The sequence below is a fragment of the Aneurinibacillus thermoaerophilus genome (assembly GCF_019603355.1).
Taxonomy (GTDB): Bacteria; Bacillota; Bacilli; order Aneurinibacillales; family Aneurinibacillaceae; genus Aneurinibacillus; species Aneurinibacillus thermoaerophilus.
The window spans coordinates 1,886,080-1,903,769 of sequence record NZ_CP080764.1 but is presented as its reverse complement, the minus strand read 5'-3'; the positions used below and the strand labels follow the sequence as shown (position 1 = coordinate 1,903,769).

Annotated in this window: 19 protein-coding genes and 1 riboswitch; of the genes, 11 read left to right on the top strand and 8 right to left on the bottom strand. The window is 43.9% G+C overall.

The features are described from left to right. Nucleotides 1-17 precede the first annotated feature (17 nt). From K3F53_RS09915 to qhpE, 3 genes are read left to right on the top strand one after another with little or no spacing between them, the layout of a single operon-like run. On the top strand, nt 18-1,013 hold the full coding sequence (locus K3F53_RS09915) for a peptidase U32 family protein (protein WP_220558921.1): 996 nt from the start codon (nt 18-20) through the stop codon (nt 1,011-1,013). A 10-nt stretch (nt 1,014-1,023) separates the two neighbouring features. Further along, entirely contained in the window at nt 1,024-2,712 is a 1,689-nt protein-coding gene (locus tag K3F53_RS09910; RefSeq protein ID WP_220558920.1) for an ABC transporter ATP-binding protein, read from the top strand. Continuing rightward, the gene (gene qhpE, locus K3F53_RS09905) at nt 2,684-3,412 is read left to right on the top strand and encodes a subtilisin-like serine protease QhpE (RefSeq protein ID WP_057898749.1); all 729 of its coding nucleotides are present in this window, start codon (nt 2,684-2,686) and stop codon (nt 3,410-3,412) included. Before K3F53_RS09910 ends, qhpE begins: the two co-directional genes overlap by 29 nt. 176 nt (nt 3,413-3,588) lie before the next feature. Here the strand turns inward: qhpE and K3F53_RS09900 are convergent, their stop codons facing one another. The 5 genes from K3F53_RS09900 to K3F53_RS09880 form a co-directional block, all read right to left on the bottom strand. After that, on the bottom strand, nt 3,589-4,362 hold the full coding sequence (locus K3F53_RS09900) for an energy-coupling factor transporter transmembrane component T family protein (protein WP_057898750.1): 774 nt from the start codon (nt 4,360-4,362) through the stop codon (nt 3,589-3,591). Continuing rightward, a complete protein-coding gene (locus tag K3F53_RS09895; protein ID WP_220558919.1) occupies nt 4,313-5,929 on the bottom strand; it encodes an ABC transporter ATP-binding protein in 1,617 nt (538 codons plus the stop codon). Before K3F53_RS09895 ends, K3F53_RS09900 begins: the two co-directional genes overlap by 50 nt. Then, a complete protein-coding gene (locus tag K3F53_RS09890; protein WP_057898752.1) occupies nt 5,907-6,506 on the bottom strand; it encodes an ECF transporter S component in 600 nt (199 codons plus the stop codon). The genes K3F53_RS09895 and K3F53_RS09890 overlap by 23 nt, the downstream gene beginning before the upstream one ends. After that, nucleotides 6,503-7,195, bottom strand: coding sequence for a thiaminase II (tenA, locus tag K3F53_RS09885; RefSeq protein WP_057898753.1), 693 nt, complete (start codon nt 7,193-7,195; stop codon nt 6,503-6,505). Before tenA ends, K3F53_RS09890 begins: the two co-directional genes overlap by 4 nt. 138 nt (nt 7,196-7,333) lie before the next feature. After that, nucleotides 7,334-7,436: riboswitch (TPP riboswitch) on the bottom strand. A 93-nt stretch (nt 7,437-7,529) separates the two neighbouring features. Then, on the bottom strand, nt 7,530-8,444 hold the full coding sequence (locus K3F53_RS09880; protein WP_057898754.1) for a sulfite exporter TauE/SafE family protein: 915 nt from the start codon (nt 8,442-8,444) through the stop codon (nt 7,530-7,532). Nucleotides 8,445-8,841: 397 nt separating this feature from the next. Between K3F53_RS09880 and K3F53_RS09875 the strand changes: the two genes are divergently transcribed. The 8 genes from K3F53_RS09875 to K3F53_RS09845 all read left to right on the top strand — a co-directional run bounded on the left by K3F53_RS09875 (nt 8,842) and on the right by K3F53_RS09845 (nt 14,868). Further along, entirely contained in the window at nt 8,842-9,633 is a 792-nt protein-coding gene (locus K3F53_RS09875; protein ID WP_057898755.1) for a sensor histidine kinase, read from the top strand. Nucleotides 9,634-9,636: 3 nt separating this feature from the next. Next, nucleotides 9,637-10,284 (top strand): response regulator, encoded by a 648-nt coding sequence (locus tag K3F53_RS09870; protein WP_057898756.1) that lies wholly within the window; start codon nt 9,637-9,639, stop codon nt 10,282-10,284. A 138-nt stretch (nt 10,285-10,422) separates the two neighbouring features. Then, a complete protein-coding gene (locus K3F53_RS09865) occupies nt 10,423-11,766 on the top strand; it encodes a right-handed parallel beta-helix repeat-containing protein (protein ID WP_162265018.1) in 1,344 nt (447 codons plus the stop codon). Continuing rightward, nucleotides 11,763-12,290 (top strand): nitrous oxide reductase accessory protein NosL, encoded by a 528-nt coding sequence (locus tag K3F53_RS09860; RefSeq protein ID WP_057898758.1) that lies wholly within the window; start codon nt 11,763-11,765, stop codon nt 12,288-12,290. The genes K3F53_RS09865 and K3F53_RS09860 overlap by 4 nt, the downstream gene beginning before the upstream one ends. Before the next feature lies 1 nt (nt 12,291). Beyond that, entirely contained in the window at nt 12,292-13,110 is an 819-nt protein-coding gene (locus K3F53_RS09855) for an ABC transporter permease (RefSeq protein ID WP_057898759.1), read from the top strand. Next, on the top strand, nt 13,103-13,828 hold the full coding sequence (locus K3F53_RS09850) for an ABC transporter ATP-binding protein (RefSeq protein WP_057898760.1): 726 nt from the start codon (nt 13,103-13,105) through the stop codon (nt 13,826-13,828). Before K3F53_RS09855 ends, K3F53_RS09850 begins: the two co-directional genes overlap by 8 nt. Before the next feature lie 442 nt (nt 13,829-14,270). After that, a complete protein-coding gene (locus tag K3F53_RS19680; protein ID WP_281423665.1) occupies nt 14,271-14,393 on the top strand; it encodes a hypothetical protein in 123 nt (40 codons plus the stop codon). Nucleotides 14,394-14,451: 58 nt separating this feature from the next. Continuing rightward, the gene (locus tag K3F53_RS09845; protein ID WP_246615715.1) at nt 14,452-14,868 is read left to right on the top strand and encodes a transposase; all 417 of its coding nucleotides are present in this window, start codon (nt 14,452-14,454) and stop codon (nt 14,866-14,868) included. A gap of 136 nt (nt 14,869-15,004) precedes the next feature. Here the strand turns inward: K3F53_RS09845 and K3F53_RS09840 are convergent, their stop codons facing one another. The 3 genes from K3F53_RS09840 to K3F53_RS09830 form a co-directional block, all read right to left on the bottom strand. Next, a complete protein-coding gene (locus K3F53_RS09840; protein ID WP_156424033.1) occupies nt 15,005-15,160 on the bottom strand; it encodes a hypothetical protein in 156 nt (51 codons plus the stop codon). A 465-nt stretch (nt 15,161-15,625) separates the two neighbouring features. After that, on the bottom strand, nt 15,626-15,922 hold the full coding sequence (locus K3F53_RS19675) for a serine hydrolase domain-containing protein (protein WP_057898762.1): 297 nt from the start codon (nt 15,920-15,922) through the stop codon (nt 15,626-15,628). A 155-nt stretch (nt 15,923-16,077) separates the two neighbouring features. After that, nucleotides 16,078-17,652 (bottom strand): Vga family ABC-F type ribosomal protection protein, encoded by a 1,575-nt coding sequence (locus K3F53_RS09830; RefSeq protein WP_057898763.1) that lies wholly within the window; start codon nt 17,650-17,652, stop codon nt 16,078-16,080. Nucleotides 17,653-17,690: the final 38 nt, after the last annotated feature.

Genomic DNA, 17,690 nt, shown 5'->3' with positions numbered 1-17,690 from the left:
AGGAAGGGGACAGACATATGAAAATACTAGCTCCATTAGGCTCGGCGCAGGAAGTGGAAATGCTGGCGGAAAACGGTGCCGAAGAATTTTATTGTGGAATTACTCCGCTGGAATGGATGGAGAAATATTCAGCCGGCGTGTGGATAAATCGGCGGAATCCGTTTGCGGGCGTCCTGTCTTTTCAGGAATTGCGACGTATTGTTGAGGTTTCGCATCGGTACGGGATTCCGGTTTATATTACGCTGAACGCCCCATATTACGTAGAGGAACAATACCCGATGTTGCTGGATTTGGTTACGCATTGCGCGGAGAGCATCGGGGTGGATGCTTTCATTGTAAGCGATATTGGTTTCATGATGGCCATCAAGCATCATGTGCCGCGGGCCAATCTTCATGTGAGCAGCCTGGCAGCGCCGCTGAATGTCGGAAGTATCGAACTGTACAGAGAGCTTGGAGCAAGCAGGATTGTACTGCCGCGTACGGTACAGGTAGATGAAGTTTTAAGACTGAAGCAGGCCGCCGGTGAGATCGAGCTCGAAATGTTTATTTTAAACGATGGGTGTGTATATGAAGAAAGTTTTTGCCATACAACCCATAACCGGGTCGGCGCCTTTTGCTCCCAGAGCCAGTGGGAATATATCGGCATACCGACGGACGGCGATCGGATACTGGAACCCGCCGAGGTGGAGATGCTGACAAGACAAGTGCAGGATTACCGTGAGTTTGTCTGGTTTGTGAATGATTGCGGCTGCCAGCTCGCGGAAGACGGGCTTCCCCTCGGCCCGTGCGGTCTGTGCGCGCTTCCCGCTTTGTATCGGGCCGGAGTGGATTCGTTGAAAATTGTCGGAAGGGAAGGCTCTCCTTATCGGAAACTGGCGAGCGTACAGCTGGTAAAAGCGGTAGTAGACCGCGTGCGGGCGCAGGAAGAAGCGGAAGACGTGCAGCGCTTTGCCAAAAAGGTGAGAAACCAGCCTTCTTTCTGCGAGTCAGGGCTGATGTGCTACTACAGATAGGAGGTGCAGGATGCCGCAAAAGCTGTCCGCTTTTATTGTTCCATATTGGAAATCGCTGTTGTTGATGTTATGGCTGAATATGATCGCCACCGTCTTATTGGCGTTGCAGCCAATGATAGGAAAGTTTATCGTTGACCGGGTGTTTATCCAGCGCGCGTATCCGTTTTCGCTTGCGCTGGCGTGGGGGATCGGGTGTATTTTGCTAATGTATGTCTTTTTCCTGGCGACGAAGTATTATCATCTGCGCGTTCATTTGCATATGGCAGCAAACATAAGAGGCGCATTGTATGAGCGGCTGTTGAGTACGACTTTATGCGCTTTTTCCAAAAAAAGAGCGGGAGATGCCATTTCCCGGTTGAATGAAGATGCGGGAGAAGCGCAGCGTATGTATACCGATTGGATATTGCAGACGGTGATTGTCAGCCTGAATGTTGTTTTGGAAGTTGGTTTCCTGCTTTATCTTGACTGGTCGATGGCAATGTGCTGTTTTTTGCTCTTGCCCGTTTTGCTGGTCGGCTTACAAAAATTTCGCCATTTATTGTATATGGAGAATTTACAGTTGCGCAAGCTGTCCGCCGGCAATCAAAGCTTTTTATTCGATACGCTGTCTTCGCTGCGCTTTATCCAGGCTGGAAGTTTGGAAATGTGGTGCGCCGAAAAATACAGGAACGAGTTGCAAACGATAAACCGCCAACATATGAAGCTTACGTTTTTTTCCGGTTGCGCGCAGGGCATTCCACAGTTGGTGATTTTGCTTTCGACCATCGGTACGGTCAGTGTACTGGGGGGAAAAGTGCTGGCGGGCGAGACGACTCTTGGCGCGTTGCTGGCGTTTAGCGCATACCAGGCGAAATTTTTCAGTTCTGTTCAGGGGTTTGCCCAATTGTACATTCGTTTTCAAAAAGGAAAAGCCGCGATCGTGCGGGTTCAGGAGCTTCTGAATTTGCCTGTGCAAGAAGATGGGACGCAAGTCATGCCTGAATTTCGCTCCGTTTTAGAGTTTCGCCGGGTGCGTTTTCGCCATGAAGAGGAACGCGATATTTTACAAGAGATTACTTGTTCCGTAAAAAAAGGAGAGAAGGTAGCGATTGTCGGGCCGAACGGGGCTGGAAAAAGCACGCTTGCTGATTTGCTGGCGCGACTGTATACTCCGGTGTCCGGCGCGATTTATTGCGACGGTATCGATATCCGAACCTTTACGCGCGACTCCTGGAATCGTCGCGTATGTCTTGTCACACATGACACGCCGGTATGGCATGAAACGGTAGTCGATTATTTGCAAATGGGCGCATATTCGTTTTCACAACAAGAAATCAAGCAGGCGCTTGTGGCGGTAGGATTATGGCAGGAAATCATGGAGATGCCGGAGGGACTGAATAGCAAATTAGGAGAACGCGGCAGGGCATTGTCGACGGGACAGAAGCAGCGTCTGGCGCTGGCCCGGGCATTTTTGCGAGACCCCGATATTTTTATTTTCGATGAGGCGATGTGCCATCTTGACGAGAAGATGGAACAGGACATTGTTTCATTTATTCGCCGGCATTTATGGCACAAGACGGTGTTGATGATTACCCATCGTATGCAACATATTGGATGGGCGGATCGGATTTGGTTCATGGAGGATGGGGGTTTGCTTGAACGTGTTCATTCGTCTATAGGGGGGAATGAGAATGCGGCGTTGGAAAGGCGACATGGCTAAACAGGTTTGGGGAAGAGGCGAAAACATACGTATTGCCCAGATTGACAGCGGAGTGAACGCGCATCATTCCCATATCGGAAAGGTCGCCGGTGGTCTTGCGTTCCATGTGTCGGACGAAGGGATGATCCGAATATCGGATGCTTATCACGATCGGCTAGGACATGGAACGGCGGTGGCTGGTGTGTTGTACGAACATGTACCGGATGCTGAGATTTGGGCGGTCAAAATTTTTCACGAGACACTAAGCGCGCACATTGAGGTACTATGTGCCGCGATCGAATGGTGTATCGACGCGCGAATGCATATCATTAACTTGAGTCTTGGTGTCCGCCGCGATGTTAAGGAGTTGCGGGATGTGTGCGAGAAAGCAGAGCGGGCGGGAATCGTGATTGTTTCCGCTTGTGATAAAGGGCGGGGATTGTTGTGGCCCGGTTATTATCCGTCTGTATTCGCAGTGCAAGCAAGTGAAGATTGCCGGGCCGATGAGTTTTATTATCATGCAGATGAGCCGGTGTCATTTTCCGCTCTTGGACTTCCCAAGCGTCTGGAAGGACCCCTGCAAAAATTTAATTTGCAGGGGCATAGCTTCGCTGCCGCTCATATGACCGGATTTATCGCCAAGTGGATGGAAAAGTATGCGCTTCGTTCGTCACGGGAGATTAAGAAACTATTAACGTTTGATTTTTCTCTAATAGGGTAGCCTGCCTCATTTTTTTCGCCAACTATAAAGCAAAAATCCTCGAATTCTACTATTGTCTGCCGGATTCGGGGATTTTGTCTATGAGAACGTACAAAGATAAACGGTTTTATCTTTTACAAAAGAAAGGAAGCTGAGCACACAAACCAGCCCAATGATCGAGCTGGTTTGTGTGCATGTTATGAATCCCATACCCAGGTGAACCATCCAAATAAATAGGAGGAAAATGTAATAACCAATACGGCCAAAAAGAGAAAAGTACAATACAGATAGTCCAGGTTCGCCACGATCGGCGTATGATAATACGTCCGCTTGCGGGAACCGTTGAATCCTCTTGCTTCCATTGCCACAGCCACCCGTTCTGCTTTACGGATGCCTTGCGCGAATAAAGGTAGCGTATAGCGTGCAAAAGCCTTCAGCTTTCCCTGCGTATGAAAACCGCGGATTTTATGCGCGGCTTTCATTTGTTTCAGCTCGCTTTCAAATAGCGGAATGAACCGCATCCCTGCCATCAGTCCGTATCCCCATTTTGGAGAAAGTTTGTACTGTTGAATTAGGCTCATGACAAGTTGCGTTGTATCGGTCGTGGATGTAAATAGTAGACCGTATGTTACGAAACCGAGCATTCGGAACGCGATGACCAAACCATGATAGACGCCCTCTTCCGTGATCCGAAACCAGGCGAACTGCCACAGTACTGCCTCGCCTTTGCCGAAAGCAGCCAGCATCCAGAATACGAGAACAAAGAAGCCGAGATATGGCAGGATGCGTCGTTTTATATACTGCCATGTCCAGCCTCCGAGCGCGACACCGATGATAAGCGAAAGTAGCCAGAGTAAGGCAGATGTACCTGGATCGCCGATGGTCATTAGAAACATCATAATTAGAAGATGTGCGGTTAGCTTAACGGATGGATTCACGCGCGTAAGAAACGAGCCCGAATCGTGCGTCATCTTTTATCCTCCTTTCCCATTCGTACGGCAGCGGACGAATCAGGCCGGGAAGGGGAAGCTGAGAAGAAAACAACTCGTACGGTGTACCGTCGAATTGTATGGTTCCATTGTCAAGCAACAGCACCCGATCCGCATACTGATCTACCAGATCCATATCATGGGTAACCATGATAATCGATGTACCCTGTTCCTTGCGTTGTTGGAGGCGGGAAAGAAGCTGCGCACACGTGCCTGCATCCTGACCAAACGTAGGCTCGTCCAGCAATAGTACTTTTTGGTCAAACAAAAGCATAGTAGCCACGCTTAACCGGCGCTTTTGTCCCTGGCTTAATGTAAATGGATGTTTTTCGCTGAACGGTTCAAGCGCAAACTCCTGAAGCAACCGTATCGTTTTCTCATGCAGCGCTGTTTCATTCCAGCCCCTTACTTTCCCGCCGAATGCTACTTCGTCATATACCCGATCGGTTACAAACTGCAACTCTGGATTTTGAAAAACAAAGCCGACTTGTTCGAACAATGCCTTAGTTGGCCATTTTTTTAGCGACCGGCCTGCAAACAGAATGTCGCCCTGCTTCCATTTTTCCAAGCCAACCAACACTTTGAGCAATGTGCTCTTTCCGGCCCCATTTTTTCCGACTATGGCCACCCATTCCCCCGCATGCAGCGAGAAGTTGATGGAAGTGAGCACTTGTTTTTTTCCATAGGAAATCGACAGATCATGCACCGTATAAACCGGTTCATTCGTTCTCAGAGAGGAAGTTGTATGCTTCGCCTTGCTTCGCTGGAGTTGGGACGACCACTCTGTTTGTAAAGGGTGGGAAGGGTCGGCGCATACTTCTTCCATTGTATGAGGAAAGAGGCGCGGCTTCCAAATTCCGGCCTCTTCCATTTCTTTCCCATATAAGGACAGCACGTCCTCTGGCGTACCTTCGCCGATAAGGCGGCCGCCAGCATCGAACAGAACGACGCGATCCATCCAGTCAATTAATTCGTCCAGCACGTGTTCAACAAATACCATTGTAACGTCGCTATCGGAAAAAGATCGCAATAACTCGAAAATCTCCTGTCTTCCTTGCGGATCGAGCTGGGCGGTTGGTTCGTCGAAAAATAACGTGTCCGCGTCCAAAGCGAGCAGGCAGGCGAGCGCGAGCCGCTGTTTCATTCCGCCAGATAGCGTGGCGATGGGAGTATCTTTCGGCAAAGATAGCCCAGCTTGTGCCATCGCCTTTTCGATGAGTGAATCCATCTGGTTCCGGGGCACACAGCGGTTTTCCAAACTAAATGCGATTTCGTCTCCGACCGTTAGCATGCAAAACTGTGCGTCAGGGTCCTGAAACATGATGCCAATTCTGTCCGGACGGACGATTTCGCCTGTTATTTCCGCCTCGATAGAGCCAGGAATAAGGCCGGCCAGCGCGGCAAGAAGCGTCGACTTGCCGCAACCGCTCGGTCCGAGGAAGAGAACTTTTTCTCCCTTCTCAATGGAGAGGGTAACATCCTTTAACGTAAAAAAGCGAGAATCAAAGAATCGGACGGAGACATCCTTACACGCCAGATGCGGAGTCATACGGGTCACCACCGTGGTGTCTGCGTTGTTTCATCATTTCATAGGAAGAAAGAATGCCGGTTTTTGCGAGCGATTCGGCAATGATCTTTGCAAGCAGGCCTCCGAGAATGGCACCGCTTATGACGCGGAGGCCGAATGTGGCGAGCAGCACACCGGTTGTATAATAGGCAAACCCGTTAGCCAGTAAGCTATATACCATGCTTCCGATCGCGGCCAATACCCCGGACAGCATTAACACAGGCACCGAATATTTTTTATAACGGAACATGAAAAACGCGATTTCGGCGCCAAGCCCCTGCAGGATGCCGATAAGCAGGGAAGAGAGGCCGAAGTGGCTGCCGGTGAACACTTCAACAGCAGCTGCGGCCACTTCGGCGATGAGTGCGGCTCCCGGTTTGCGTACGATAAAAGCGACAAGAGGGCTGGCCACGACCCATACGCCGAACATAAATTCCGCACCGACCGGGCCTACCAGCGCCGAGATGGGCAACCAGAGGGTGGACCAGCCAAGATATAATACACCACAGGCGATCGAGAGAACGACGGCCAGCACAATTTCACGCATCTTCCAGTTCATCGGCGCGCTGCCTCCCCGATTTTCACCGGCCATGCTTCTTCCGTGTATGCCATTTCCCAAAACGCGTATTCCAGTTGACAACTGGTCAGGAAATGCTGTTTCATTTTTTCTTTTTCTTTATCGGATGCATTCAATGCCCATTCATCAAGTCGTGCTCGAAATTTGTCGGTTACGGTCATTTCAACTGACTTGCCGTAAAACGTAATCCATTCGTAGAATGGATGGGAAGAGTCTGGATTTACTTCGCGCATCAGTTTTTGCCCGATTTCTAAGTATGTCCACGGGCAGGGAAGCAGCACGGCCAAAATTTCGCCGAGCGTCCCCTCATGCGCTACCGTGAGCATATGACGGATGTAGTGGCTGGCCGTTGGCGCAAGTGGATACCCTTGCAAATCTTCGTAACGCACGCCAGCGACGCGGCAGAGATTGTTGTGCGGATGCGCTTCTCCGTGCAGTACGACAGGAAGCTGGTCGCAGAACATCTGCATATCTTCGCGCGATTCGCATTTGGAAATGGCGATACCATAAATTCTGGCAAACGCGTTCAAATATTCAAAGTCTTGTTTAACGTAATGAATGAGCGCTTCTTTTTTGAGATCGCCGTTTGCTAGTCCTTGTACGAACGGGTGCTGGAAAATCGCTTCAAAAATCGGATCGGCCGCCTCGCGTAATTGTTGTGTAAATGACATAATCATTCCTCCCTGAACAATATGAAAAATGTAGAAAGCCCAACTGTGGACGCCATTTCTCGACTAAAAAAGCCGCCCTGGTAGCAGAGCGGCACGCGAGACAAAGACGGACAAACCGGAAGGCATATTCCGGCTTATGATTCGTCGCTGCCACTTCCCTACGCTGGTATTATCCAGATCAGGTTCAAAGGGATCAAGGAAAACCTTATCTCAGCCGTAAACGGCACCCCTAGTGGACATTCTTTTCTTATGAAATTACTCGTAGCATAACAGGTTATTCATTATCTGTCAATGCTTTCTTTACGTGTAATCCTTATTCCGGTTTTTTGTTCCATTACTTCTCACAGGTTGCCAAACATTCCGTTTGCTCTGATTGCTGAATCTGTTTTCGGTGGCGTAAAATGTTATATGCTACAGTACCTGCCCAAATGAAGGTGAAAAAAAGATAAATCAAATTTTGAACATGATTGGAACTTATACCAAAGGTTTCGAATAATGTTTTGAGGTTGGTAATCATGATGAGTCCCCCGACTAATACTCCAAGAATAGCAGATGGAATCTTGCGGACTAGCCAAGCAGCGATTGGAGCAGCTACCACCCCTCCAATCATCAATGCGAATACCCATCCCAAATGGAATTGCTCCAAGCCTAATGATATGAGGAAGCCAAGAGTAGCAGAAGAGGCGATAACAAATTCACTGGTGTCTACAGAACCGATTACTTTGCGAGGTTCAAGTTCATTGCGTGACAGCAAGACAGGCGTAGCAAGAGGCCCCCAGCCACCTCCTCCTGTAGAATCAGCAAATCCCGCAATGAAGCCGAGCGGAACCAGTAATTTTTTACTTGGAGTGCGATTAGTTTGAGCGGCGGGAATCTTCTTAACCCCGGCGAGCAAAAATCGAAAGAGAACATAAACACCCAGAGAAAACAAGAAAATCGCGATATAAGGCTTAACCATATTTCCAGGCAAGTTACTTAAAAAGCAAGCACCGATGAACGCACCAAGGGAGCCAGGAAGAATAAGGCGATAAACGGTTCGCTTATCCACGTTGCCAAAACGAATGTGGGAAACACCTGAAGCGGCAGTAGTGACCACTTCGGCCATGTGAACAGAAGCAGATGCAACCGCAGGGGAAATGCCGAATAGAAGTAACAATGAACTGGAAGTGACTCCATATGCCATCCCTAATGAGCCATCCACTAACTGGGCAAAAAATCCAATGATGGCAAAAATGATAAGTCGTTGCATAAAGCTCCTCCTTTAAATAAACGTAATTTATCTATGAAGTGTTCACATTTTTTTATCCTTCATCATTTCGTGCGTATTATATGATGATGAAATAGAAGGGGGTTCCTGTTGGATAACCATGTTATTTTTTGTCCAAGATACAGAACCAAGAAACAAGGTCTTTTGATGGGTTGATGAAAGGCCGCATATTAAAACACGATTCTTTTTCTAATCAACGGGACGAAGGATGGTGTTTTTTTGTTTTGGAGATACCTGAAGTTTTTACTTTGGCGGGCAGCAAATGATAGCATCTCTTACAGTAAAAGTGATAGCCCAGATGAGCTATCTTAATCTGTGAAGGACTAAGTTATTATAAAAATGGATACTTAAGATTAACGTTAAAAGGAGAATACGCTTTATGTCTTATCGTCTTTTACAAGTACTTGCCGTTGTTTTGCCTACGTTGCTGATAGGTGGATTTGAATATATACGTCATGAATTTCTTTTGGAGTATTTATCTATGGAAACGGGAAATCTATATATCACAATTCTTACATTTATTCTTTCCCTTTTATTTTCTGTATGGATGTTTCGTATTATTCGTGCAACAAATGAACGATTAGCACAGGAACAAGCGAAAAGGGCTGTGTATGAGGAAAGAGAAAGGCTCGCTTCTGAACTTCATGATGGAATTGCGCAAACTCTTTTCTTTCTCAATATTAAGCTCAAGCAAGGACACATTGCTGAGGCAATGCATGCTGTCTCAATGATCGATAATCATGTGCGACAGGCGATTTTTAATCTGCGTTCTTTACCTGAGGAGGGAGATGTACTTACCTCTCGACTGGCAAAGTGGCTTTCGGAGTGGAGTGCGTTAACAGGAATTGATGTAAAGGAAGACATTGAGCTTCCTCATAAATTATTTACGCCAAAAGAAGAAATACAGCTTTTTGCTATTATTCAAGAAGCATTTGCTAATATTCGGAAGCACTCTGGAGCTTCTCATGTAATCATTGAATTTAAAGGGGGAGATGGGGGATGGCAATTGAAAATTATCGATGATGGGTGTGGGTTTGATAGCGCTGCAATATCTGTAAAGAACTATGGTGTTTTCATGATGAAGGAACGAGCAGAACAGCTAGGAGCAAGCTTTCGTCTCTTTAAGCGAGAGACGCGGGGAACAGAACTAATTGTGACAAAGGAGAAGTAAAAAATGAAGCAATATCGAGTAGTTATTGCAGATGATCATCCGCTAGCACGAGCAGGCATCCGCAGTGTATTGGAGAGCGACGAAGTCTTTTTTATTGTTGGAGAAGCTGCCGACGGACAGGAAGCTCTTAAGCTTTGTGGTGAGCTTCAGCCTCATTTACTTTTGCTCGATATTAATATGCCGCGGTTAAATGGGCTGGAAGTGGTTCGGAAGATCAGAATGGCTTATCCAAGAATCCATGTTGTCATGCTGACGGTTTCGGATGATGTAAAGGATTTGTTTACGGCTATTCAATTCGGTGCACAGGGGTATTTATTGAAGAATATGGAGCCGGATGATTGGATACAATACCTTCATGCTTTGCTTGGAGAGGATGTAGAAGTATCGAGAGAAATAGCCAATCGATTGTTATATCGTTTTCGTACAAAGAAGACATCTAATGAACCGGATCCGGGTTCTTTGACGCCGAGAGAACGTGAAATCCTTTCTTGGGTAGCGGCAGGTGAGACGAATAAACAAATAGCGAATCGTCTTATGATTGCGGAAAATACGGTAAAAAATCACATAAAAAATTTGTTAGAAAAGCTTCATCTTGATAATCGTGTACAGCTGGCTGCTTATGCTGTTCGGCATGGGTTGACAGTAGAATAAGTAAAGAACGGCATAAAAGGTAACGTTGAAAAATCATAGAAGATGAGTGCAAAGATGACTCATTCGAGCCATTTTTCTGTTCTTATTACAGGTTTAAAATAGAAGAGGTGTCAATTACGACTGGATGTTTATAGGCAGGTGAACGAATTGTCCCATAAACTGATAAAAGGTCTAATTTTTATATGTATCTTTTCTTTTCTCTCCAATCAAGAAGGGAGTGCAAATGAGCAGGGTTCCCCAGATAATCTCCAAAACCTGATCAGACTTGCAAAACCTGGTGAGACATTGCTGATACAGGCTGGAGACTATAAGGGCCCCATCATTATTGACAAGCCTCTTCATCTTAAAGTAGTAAATGGTAAGGTTCGCATTCGAAATGAAAGCAAGCAGCCTGCTATTCAAATAAAAGCAGATCACAGTCGTCTTACCGGAATAGAGATTGTTGATTCTTTATCTAAAGAATCGGCGGCGATTGTTATAACAGGAAATGATAATATCCTGGAAAATCTAGCGATACAAACAAAATCTTCTGGAATTCAATTGAGCAATGCTAGCCATAATACGATTCGAGAAACACGGATTATTTGGTTGGAACAAAAGGATGAACCACCCGCTAAAATGTCGCAAAAAGGAAACGGCATTGACTTATGGAAATCCCATCAAAACAACATCATAGAAAATACGGTTGTGAACCTGCATGATGGTATTTATCTCGAAAATAGTAATTTGAATCAAGTGGAAAGCAATCGTATTGATTACTCACGATATGGCATTCATTGTATGTACACAAACGGTACGATCATTCGTCATAATGTAGGCTCCTATAATGTAACAGGGGCCATGATTATGGGGGCAAAAAACACCCAGGTAATTGGAAACACATTTTATAAACAGAGTGAAAATGTTAATTCCCAAGGATTGCTTTTGTATGATGTGCAAACGTCTATTATTGAGCGAAATAGATTGGAAGGGAACCGCGTTGGCATGTATGTTGAGCAATCTCAAAACAACGATCTGAGGAATAACGTGATTCATCAAAATTTTATTGGTTTGCAGCTTAAAAATGCTCAGCAGAATACATGCCACAGCAACCTGTTTTATGCGAATGTCATTCAGGCTGAAGGAATTGATAGTCGCAACAATCAACTAAAAGAGAATTACTGGGACAATTTTCAAGGAATTGATATGGCGAATACAGGTCATAGCAGTATTCCTTATGCGATAAACCCTTTCTTTCAAAAGCTGACAGAAGCGGTTCCTGCCTATCAGTTATTTTTCCAATCTCCAGGAATGTTTTTTTTAGAAAGTATGTTTATGACAAATCAGGATTCCTGGACAAAAGATACTTCACCATTGATAAGACCACCTTTGACTACTGATATACACCGTTCTTTACAATCGAAAAACACTTTATGGATGGGCGTGTTTTTGTTTGTAGCATCTATTAGCACAATTTTCTATTTGGGGGTAAGAAGAATATGAAGAAAAAAGGGCTTATTATGGCATCAGTATTGTCCATCGCTTTATTATCAGGCTGTGGAACTAAAGAGTATCATCCTGTAAGCATTGAGGAGAATGTGGATAAATGTTCAGTTTGTAATATGCAAGTAGCGGACAATCAACATTCGACCGAAATCATTCTTAAAGATGGAAAAGCCTTGAAATTTGACGATATTGGTTGCCTGAATGAGTGGGAGAAGAAAAACGGAACAGAACAAGTAGGAGCCGAATATGTCCGGGACTATAATACAAAAGAATGGGTTCCTCTTAAAGAAGCCTCTTTTATTTACGATAAAACGTTCAAAACACCGATGGGATATGGAATTTATTCATTTAAGGACAAGGGAGCAGCACAAACGTTTTTGAATGGGCAAGGAAAAGGAAAGCTAATGAACGCGAATGACTTACACTCTCATACATGGGAGCGCAACATGGATATGATGCACAAAATGAAGCACGGCCATTCCGACAGTATGAAGATGGATAAGAAAGGCGCGGATTCATAAGATGCATACGAATGCGATTGCGCTCAGAGAAATTAAAATGGGATTTCGTAATCCATGGGCCTATTCGTTTATGGCTCTTTTCTCTTTTTTTAGCTTTACGTTGCTCCTCATTAACACACAAAATTTCATTGAAGGTTACTCAAGTACAACCGGAACGATGCTAAATCTTATTTTATACTTGCTACCGCTTATGACACTGCTGCTTGGTTCCTTTTCTCTAACCGGAGAAAAGGAAGAAGGAAGCTGGCAGCTCCTGTCTACGTATCCAATGAGTACAGCTTCCTTTATTAATGGAAAATACATAGGCTTAACGATTGTTTTGCTGGTTATTATTAGTTTTGGATATGGATTAATAGGCATAATTGGCGCTTTGATTGGAAAATCGTTTGCTTTTCCTGTTTATATACTGTTTTTTGTTTTTTCAATGCTGCTTATTTTTTTGTTTCTAGCCCTTGCTCTTATCGTTGGTACGCTGGCTAAAAACCGCTGGCAAGCTTTAACCTTTTGTGTAGGTATTTGGTTTTTTACCATTATCGGATGGCCAATGATTCTTATTTCCTTTTTAGGATTGCTTCCGTATCTTTGGATTAAGCCAGCACTTGTATGTTTAACTTTAATGAATCCTGCAGAACTTGTTCGCTTATTTGTTATCGTGAAATTGGGAGGGGGTTCTGTTCTTGGCCCGGAGTATTATCAATGGGTTGAATGGATCAATCATCCCAGTGGAATACTTGTTTTTCTGTGGGCATGTGTGATGTGGGTTGGATTTTCAATATATTTGGCTGTTGTGCTTTGGGAGAGGGGACGCTTACGTGACTGAACCTGTGCTGCAAGTGCAAGATGTTTATAAGATGATTGAGAACCAGACCATTGTCCAGTCTATAAATATGACGTTGTTTCCAGGGCAAGTGATTGCTTTATGTGGAGGTAACGGAGCGGGGAAAAGCACGATCATACGCATGATTGTAGGATTGTCGCAGCCTTCAAAAGGCAGCATTTTTGTAAAGGGGATACAATGGAAGCAGGAACGTGAACGTTATGCGCAATATATTGGATATATGCCGGATGATTATCAATTTGGCAATGCCCTTTCGGCGATAGAGACATTGACTTTTTGGGCGAAATTACGAGGGGTTGAGAGAGGACAGATCTTAGAAACATTAGAATGGGTCGGATTAGAAGAGGTAAAAAACCAACCTGTTTCTGCTTTTTCAAAAGGAATGCGGCAGCGTCTATTGTTCGCCCAGGCATTATTGTCCCGCCCGCCACTGCTTGTGTTGGATGAGCCAACAAACGGACTTGATCCGTATTGGATGGATTCGTTTGTTCGTCTTGTCAAAGGGATTAAGGAAAAAGGGCATGCCGTGCTTTTTTCAACTCATCAGCTTCATGTTGCTGAGGCGATTGCAGATCGGGTTATATTTCTACGAAATGGGAAGATCATTCAGGAAGGTACGATAGAAGAGTTTCGGAAAAGATATGGCGCCCTTGGATTACATGCGGCTTTTTCCGAGCTGTTCAGCGGTCAAGAAAAATGATTGGTCTGCTTGATTATGATTGGGAAAAAGAAGATACAAAAGCTACACCGATGTCCGATAAGCTGATCCAAAATAATGTATAATAATACGAAGGTGATAAACCTGGCGGATATTCTAAAATTAAGCCAGGATAACATCTTAGAGCACCATATCTGCTGTGCAATGTCTGACAAGAAAACTCAGAACGGAGTCATGTTAAAAAATAGTTGAGGTGCAGGTTTGAAGAAAGAAGCTTGATGCCAGAGGGAAAGTATTTATCGAATATTTACCTGCCGAAAATGCTTGGGTTCCCATTTTTAACGGAAATTTTTTAACATAACACGCGAGAAGTCCCCTTCCTCCACGCCTCCGGCGTAGGTGGGAGATGAATCGTGCTTCTTTTTCCCTTCTATTCGTTGTACACTGGGAATGTACGTTCGTAGTGAGAAAGAAGGTGATTCGAATGATTCGAACCGCAAAAGTCGCTTTTACCGCATCCCGCTCCACCATGAAAAATGAGCAAGTGCCAGAAATACAGCCTTCAGTGGAAGCGGTACAACCGAGCCAAACAATATCTTCTTTCTAAAAGTAAACGCCAGTTACAGGATGCCTTGCACAAAACGACGAAACAGTTTGTCGAATGGGTGGTCGCCCAGCAAGTGAACGAAGTCTACCTCGGAGATGTCGAAGGCGTCCAGCGAAAGAAGAAAAAGAAACGTTCTCGCTGCCACAATCAGCGAATGAGCCAGTGGCATGTTGGGAAAGTAAAGAAGTACCTAATGTACAAACTGAAGGCGAAAGGCATCATGCTCCACAAGCGCGAGGAACGCTATACATCGCAAACCTGTCCGGTTTGCGGGGCGAAAAAGAACGTGCGTGGTGCGGCTATACCCAACATCAGGACATTCACGGTGCGGCGAATCTACTGTCCAAAGTGTTGTATGAAAACCGGATTCAGTCCTTGCCGTTTGAAATTCAGAAACCCACGTATCTACGGATCGCCTAAGCGAGAAGTAGTAGATGGTTTGTTCCGCCCCACGCCCGTAAGGGTGTGTTGCTGAATGATTCCCCTCGCAGACGGCACGTGTCTGTGAGATCAGCGACAACCCGCTGATCGCCTGTTCTATCGAGGTGGATCGTTCAGAAACCCCCACTTCAACCTATGGTAAGTGGGGGAGGTTCATGTAACTAGAACTATTACAGTTTTTTACTTTCCTTTCTAAAAAAAGCAGATGAGTATTCAAATGTACTATGCCATATTAAAAAATAAAGTCGTTTATAATTCGTTCCAATACCAGTGCTGTGACCTTCATCCATCCGTTTTTCAACTTCAGATGCTCTTCTTTCGGACATAAAAACACCCCTTTGGCTAATTATATAAATTTGCTTCTTAAAAAAAGAAAAACCACTTTATTATCTCTCTTGACTCATATGCTACATCCATATAACGCTCTCTATATCAAATGAGCTGAATGTTCTGCTCTGATAAATTCGAGAAAATTATTACAACATCACAATTTGCTAACGTAAATAGTAAACACATTTTTTATATTTCTTCTCTCTCCCTTTATTTTGGAAAAATCAATAAAAAACTTAATACGTAAAATAAGACTGATGATAAAGTTAAACATCATCAGCCTGACAGCCCTAACAATTTTTCTTTTTTATATTTTCCATAGCTACTTAATGCTTACTTCTCAATTACGCTTTGTTTCTTGTCATCTACGTATTCCAAAATGCCAGGCATCTTTTCTCCATTCCACTCCATCATGAGCTCAGTATCTTCAATTGTTATACTAACAAATTCTCTTTCCGCACCTAAATAATTTCCCGCATAGTCTCTCCAACGATGTCTCCACCATCAGGAAAACCAGCGGTATGGCTCAGCAACATACAGAGTGTAATACTGCGAGTATCCTCTTTATTCTGTAAAGTAAACTCATGTATATACGTATGAATGGGTACATTTAAATCCAAAATGCCCTCTTGCACAAGCCGCATAATTAACGTTGCTGTTAAACTTTTGCTAACCGATCCGATGCGAAATAGCGTAAGGAATTCAATAATAATTATTCCTGTTATGAAAACTTTGATAATACAGCCGCCTTTTACCACTTATTTAAGTTCCGGTCATAAACCGGTTAACTGAATCAGCAAATTCCCCACTGGATTACTTATTCTTTTTTAGCATTTTATCTTGCTTGAATTTATCCATAAAGTTATCTTCTCAATTTTAAATTTACTACTTTTACAAAAGGCACTTTTTTAAGCTATTCAAACATATCCAATTTTCGTTTTTCTTCTAAAAGGCGTTGAAACTCCATTTCCAGTTCTTCACATGGTTCGGTGCTTAGCCGACTTAGTACTTCTGATATTTTTGTTTCAAGTATGAGCCGTTTATCTTCCCCAATATTTCGCTTTTTTTGGTGCTCATAATGTTTATATTGTTTATAAGTTCCTTCAAACAGTTCAATCTCTCTATTATGAATAGCCAAAATTCGTGTAGCGATGTTTTCGATTAGTCGGCGGTCATGAGAGACAAAGATTACGGTTCCTTCATATTCTTTTAAGAGCGATTCCAATGCGCTAGCAGCTTCAATATCGAGAAAATTCGTCGGTTCATCCAAAATTAACGTATTAATATTGCTCAAAAATAATTTTGCAAGCGCTACTTTTACTCGCTCACCTCCACTCAAAACCCCTACAACTTTATGAACATCGTCTCTAAAGAAATGCAGCCTTGCAAGTACCGTTCGAATGAATGTTTCATCCTGTTTTGAAGTGGAGCTGACATTCTCTAAAATCGACTTTTCAACATCTACTATATTTAAGTTTTGACTGAAGTAGCCCATTTTCACAGATGGAGAAATCGTGATACCTTTATCTTGATTGATGATTTTTTTCACAAGAGTCGTTTTTCCACTGCCATTCCGCCCGATAATCGCTAGTTTATCGCCACCACGAACATGAAAGCTTACTTTGTTCCAAAGAATACGTTCGCCAATGGCACCTGTAACACCTTGTACACGAAGAATAATTCGATCTTTAAACGTGTCTTCATTAGGTATATTCATTTTAAGTGGAGGAGTCTCTTTAACTTTTTCTACTTTTTCTAACTTTTCTAGCCGTGTTTCAATCGCTTTTGCTGTTTTTTGCAACTTTTTTTGTTTTTTAGCAAAGTATGGTTTGGCACCCGTTATTTTTGCTTCTGATTTGCTTACCTTTTTCGGAGCTTTTGTTGCTCTTTCAGCTTTTTTTTCTTTTAATTTCAATGCTTCTTCTAACTGTTTTTTCTTCATCTCATATTTTTCATAAGCTATTTTCTTTTGACGATACTCCACTTCTTTTTGCTCTGCATAATCGCTGTAGTTGCCTTTATACTCGTTTACCTGTCCTTCATTAATTTCCCATATGGTTGTGCAAAGGGCATCCAGAAATGCTCGATCATGAGATACAATGACGAAAGCTCCTTTCCATTGAATCAGTTTCTTTTCCAGCCATTCAATATGCTCTGTATCAAGATTTGTGGTTGGTTCGTCTGCAAATAAGATTTCTGGAGCCTTAACGATGGCATCATTAATATATGCCTGTGTTACTTCTCCACCGCTTTTAGTTGTATCTGTTCTTTTTAGCTGTGGCAAAAGTTCACAGTGAACATGACGAATTACCGTCCCATTTTCTGGGGGTAATTTTCCAGCCAATATGTTCAATAATGTTGTTTTTCCACTGCCATTACGGCCAACTAATCCAATCCGATCATTTTTATGAATTTGTAATTGGTTAACATCTAGCAATAAACGATCCTTTACATAGTGCTTTATATTAAGTGCTTCTAATAGAATCATATCATCATCCCCGTTTTTTCCATTTTTTCAGGGACAAA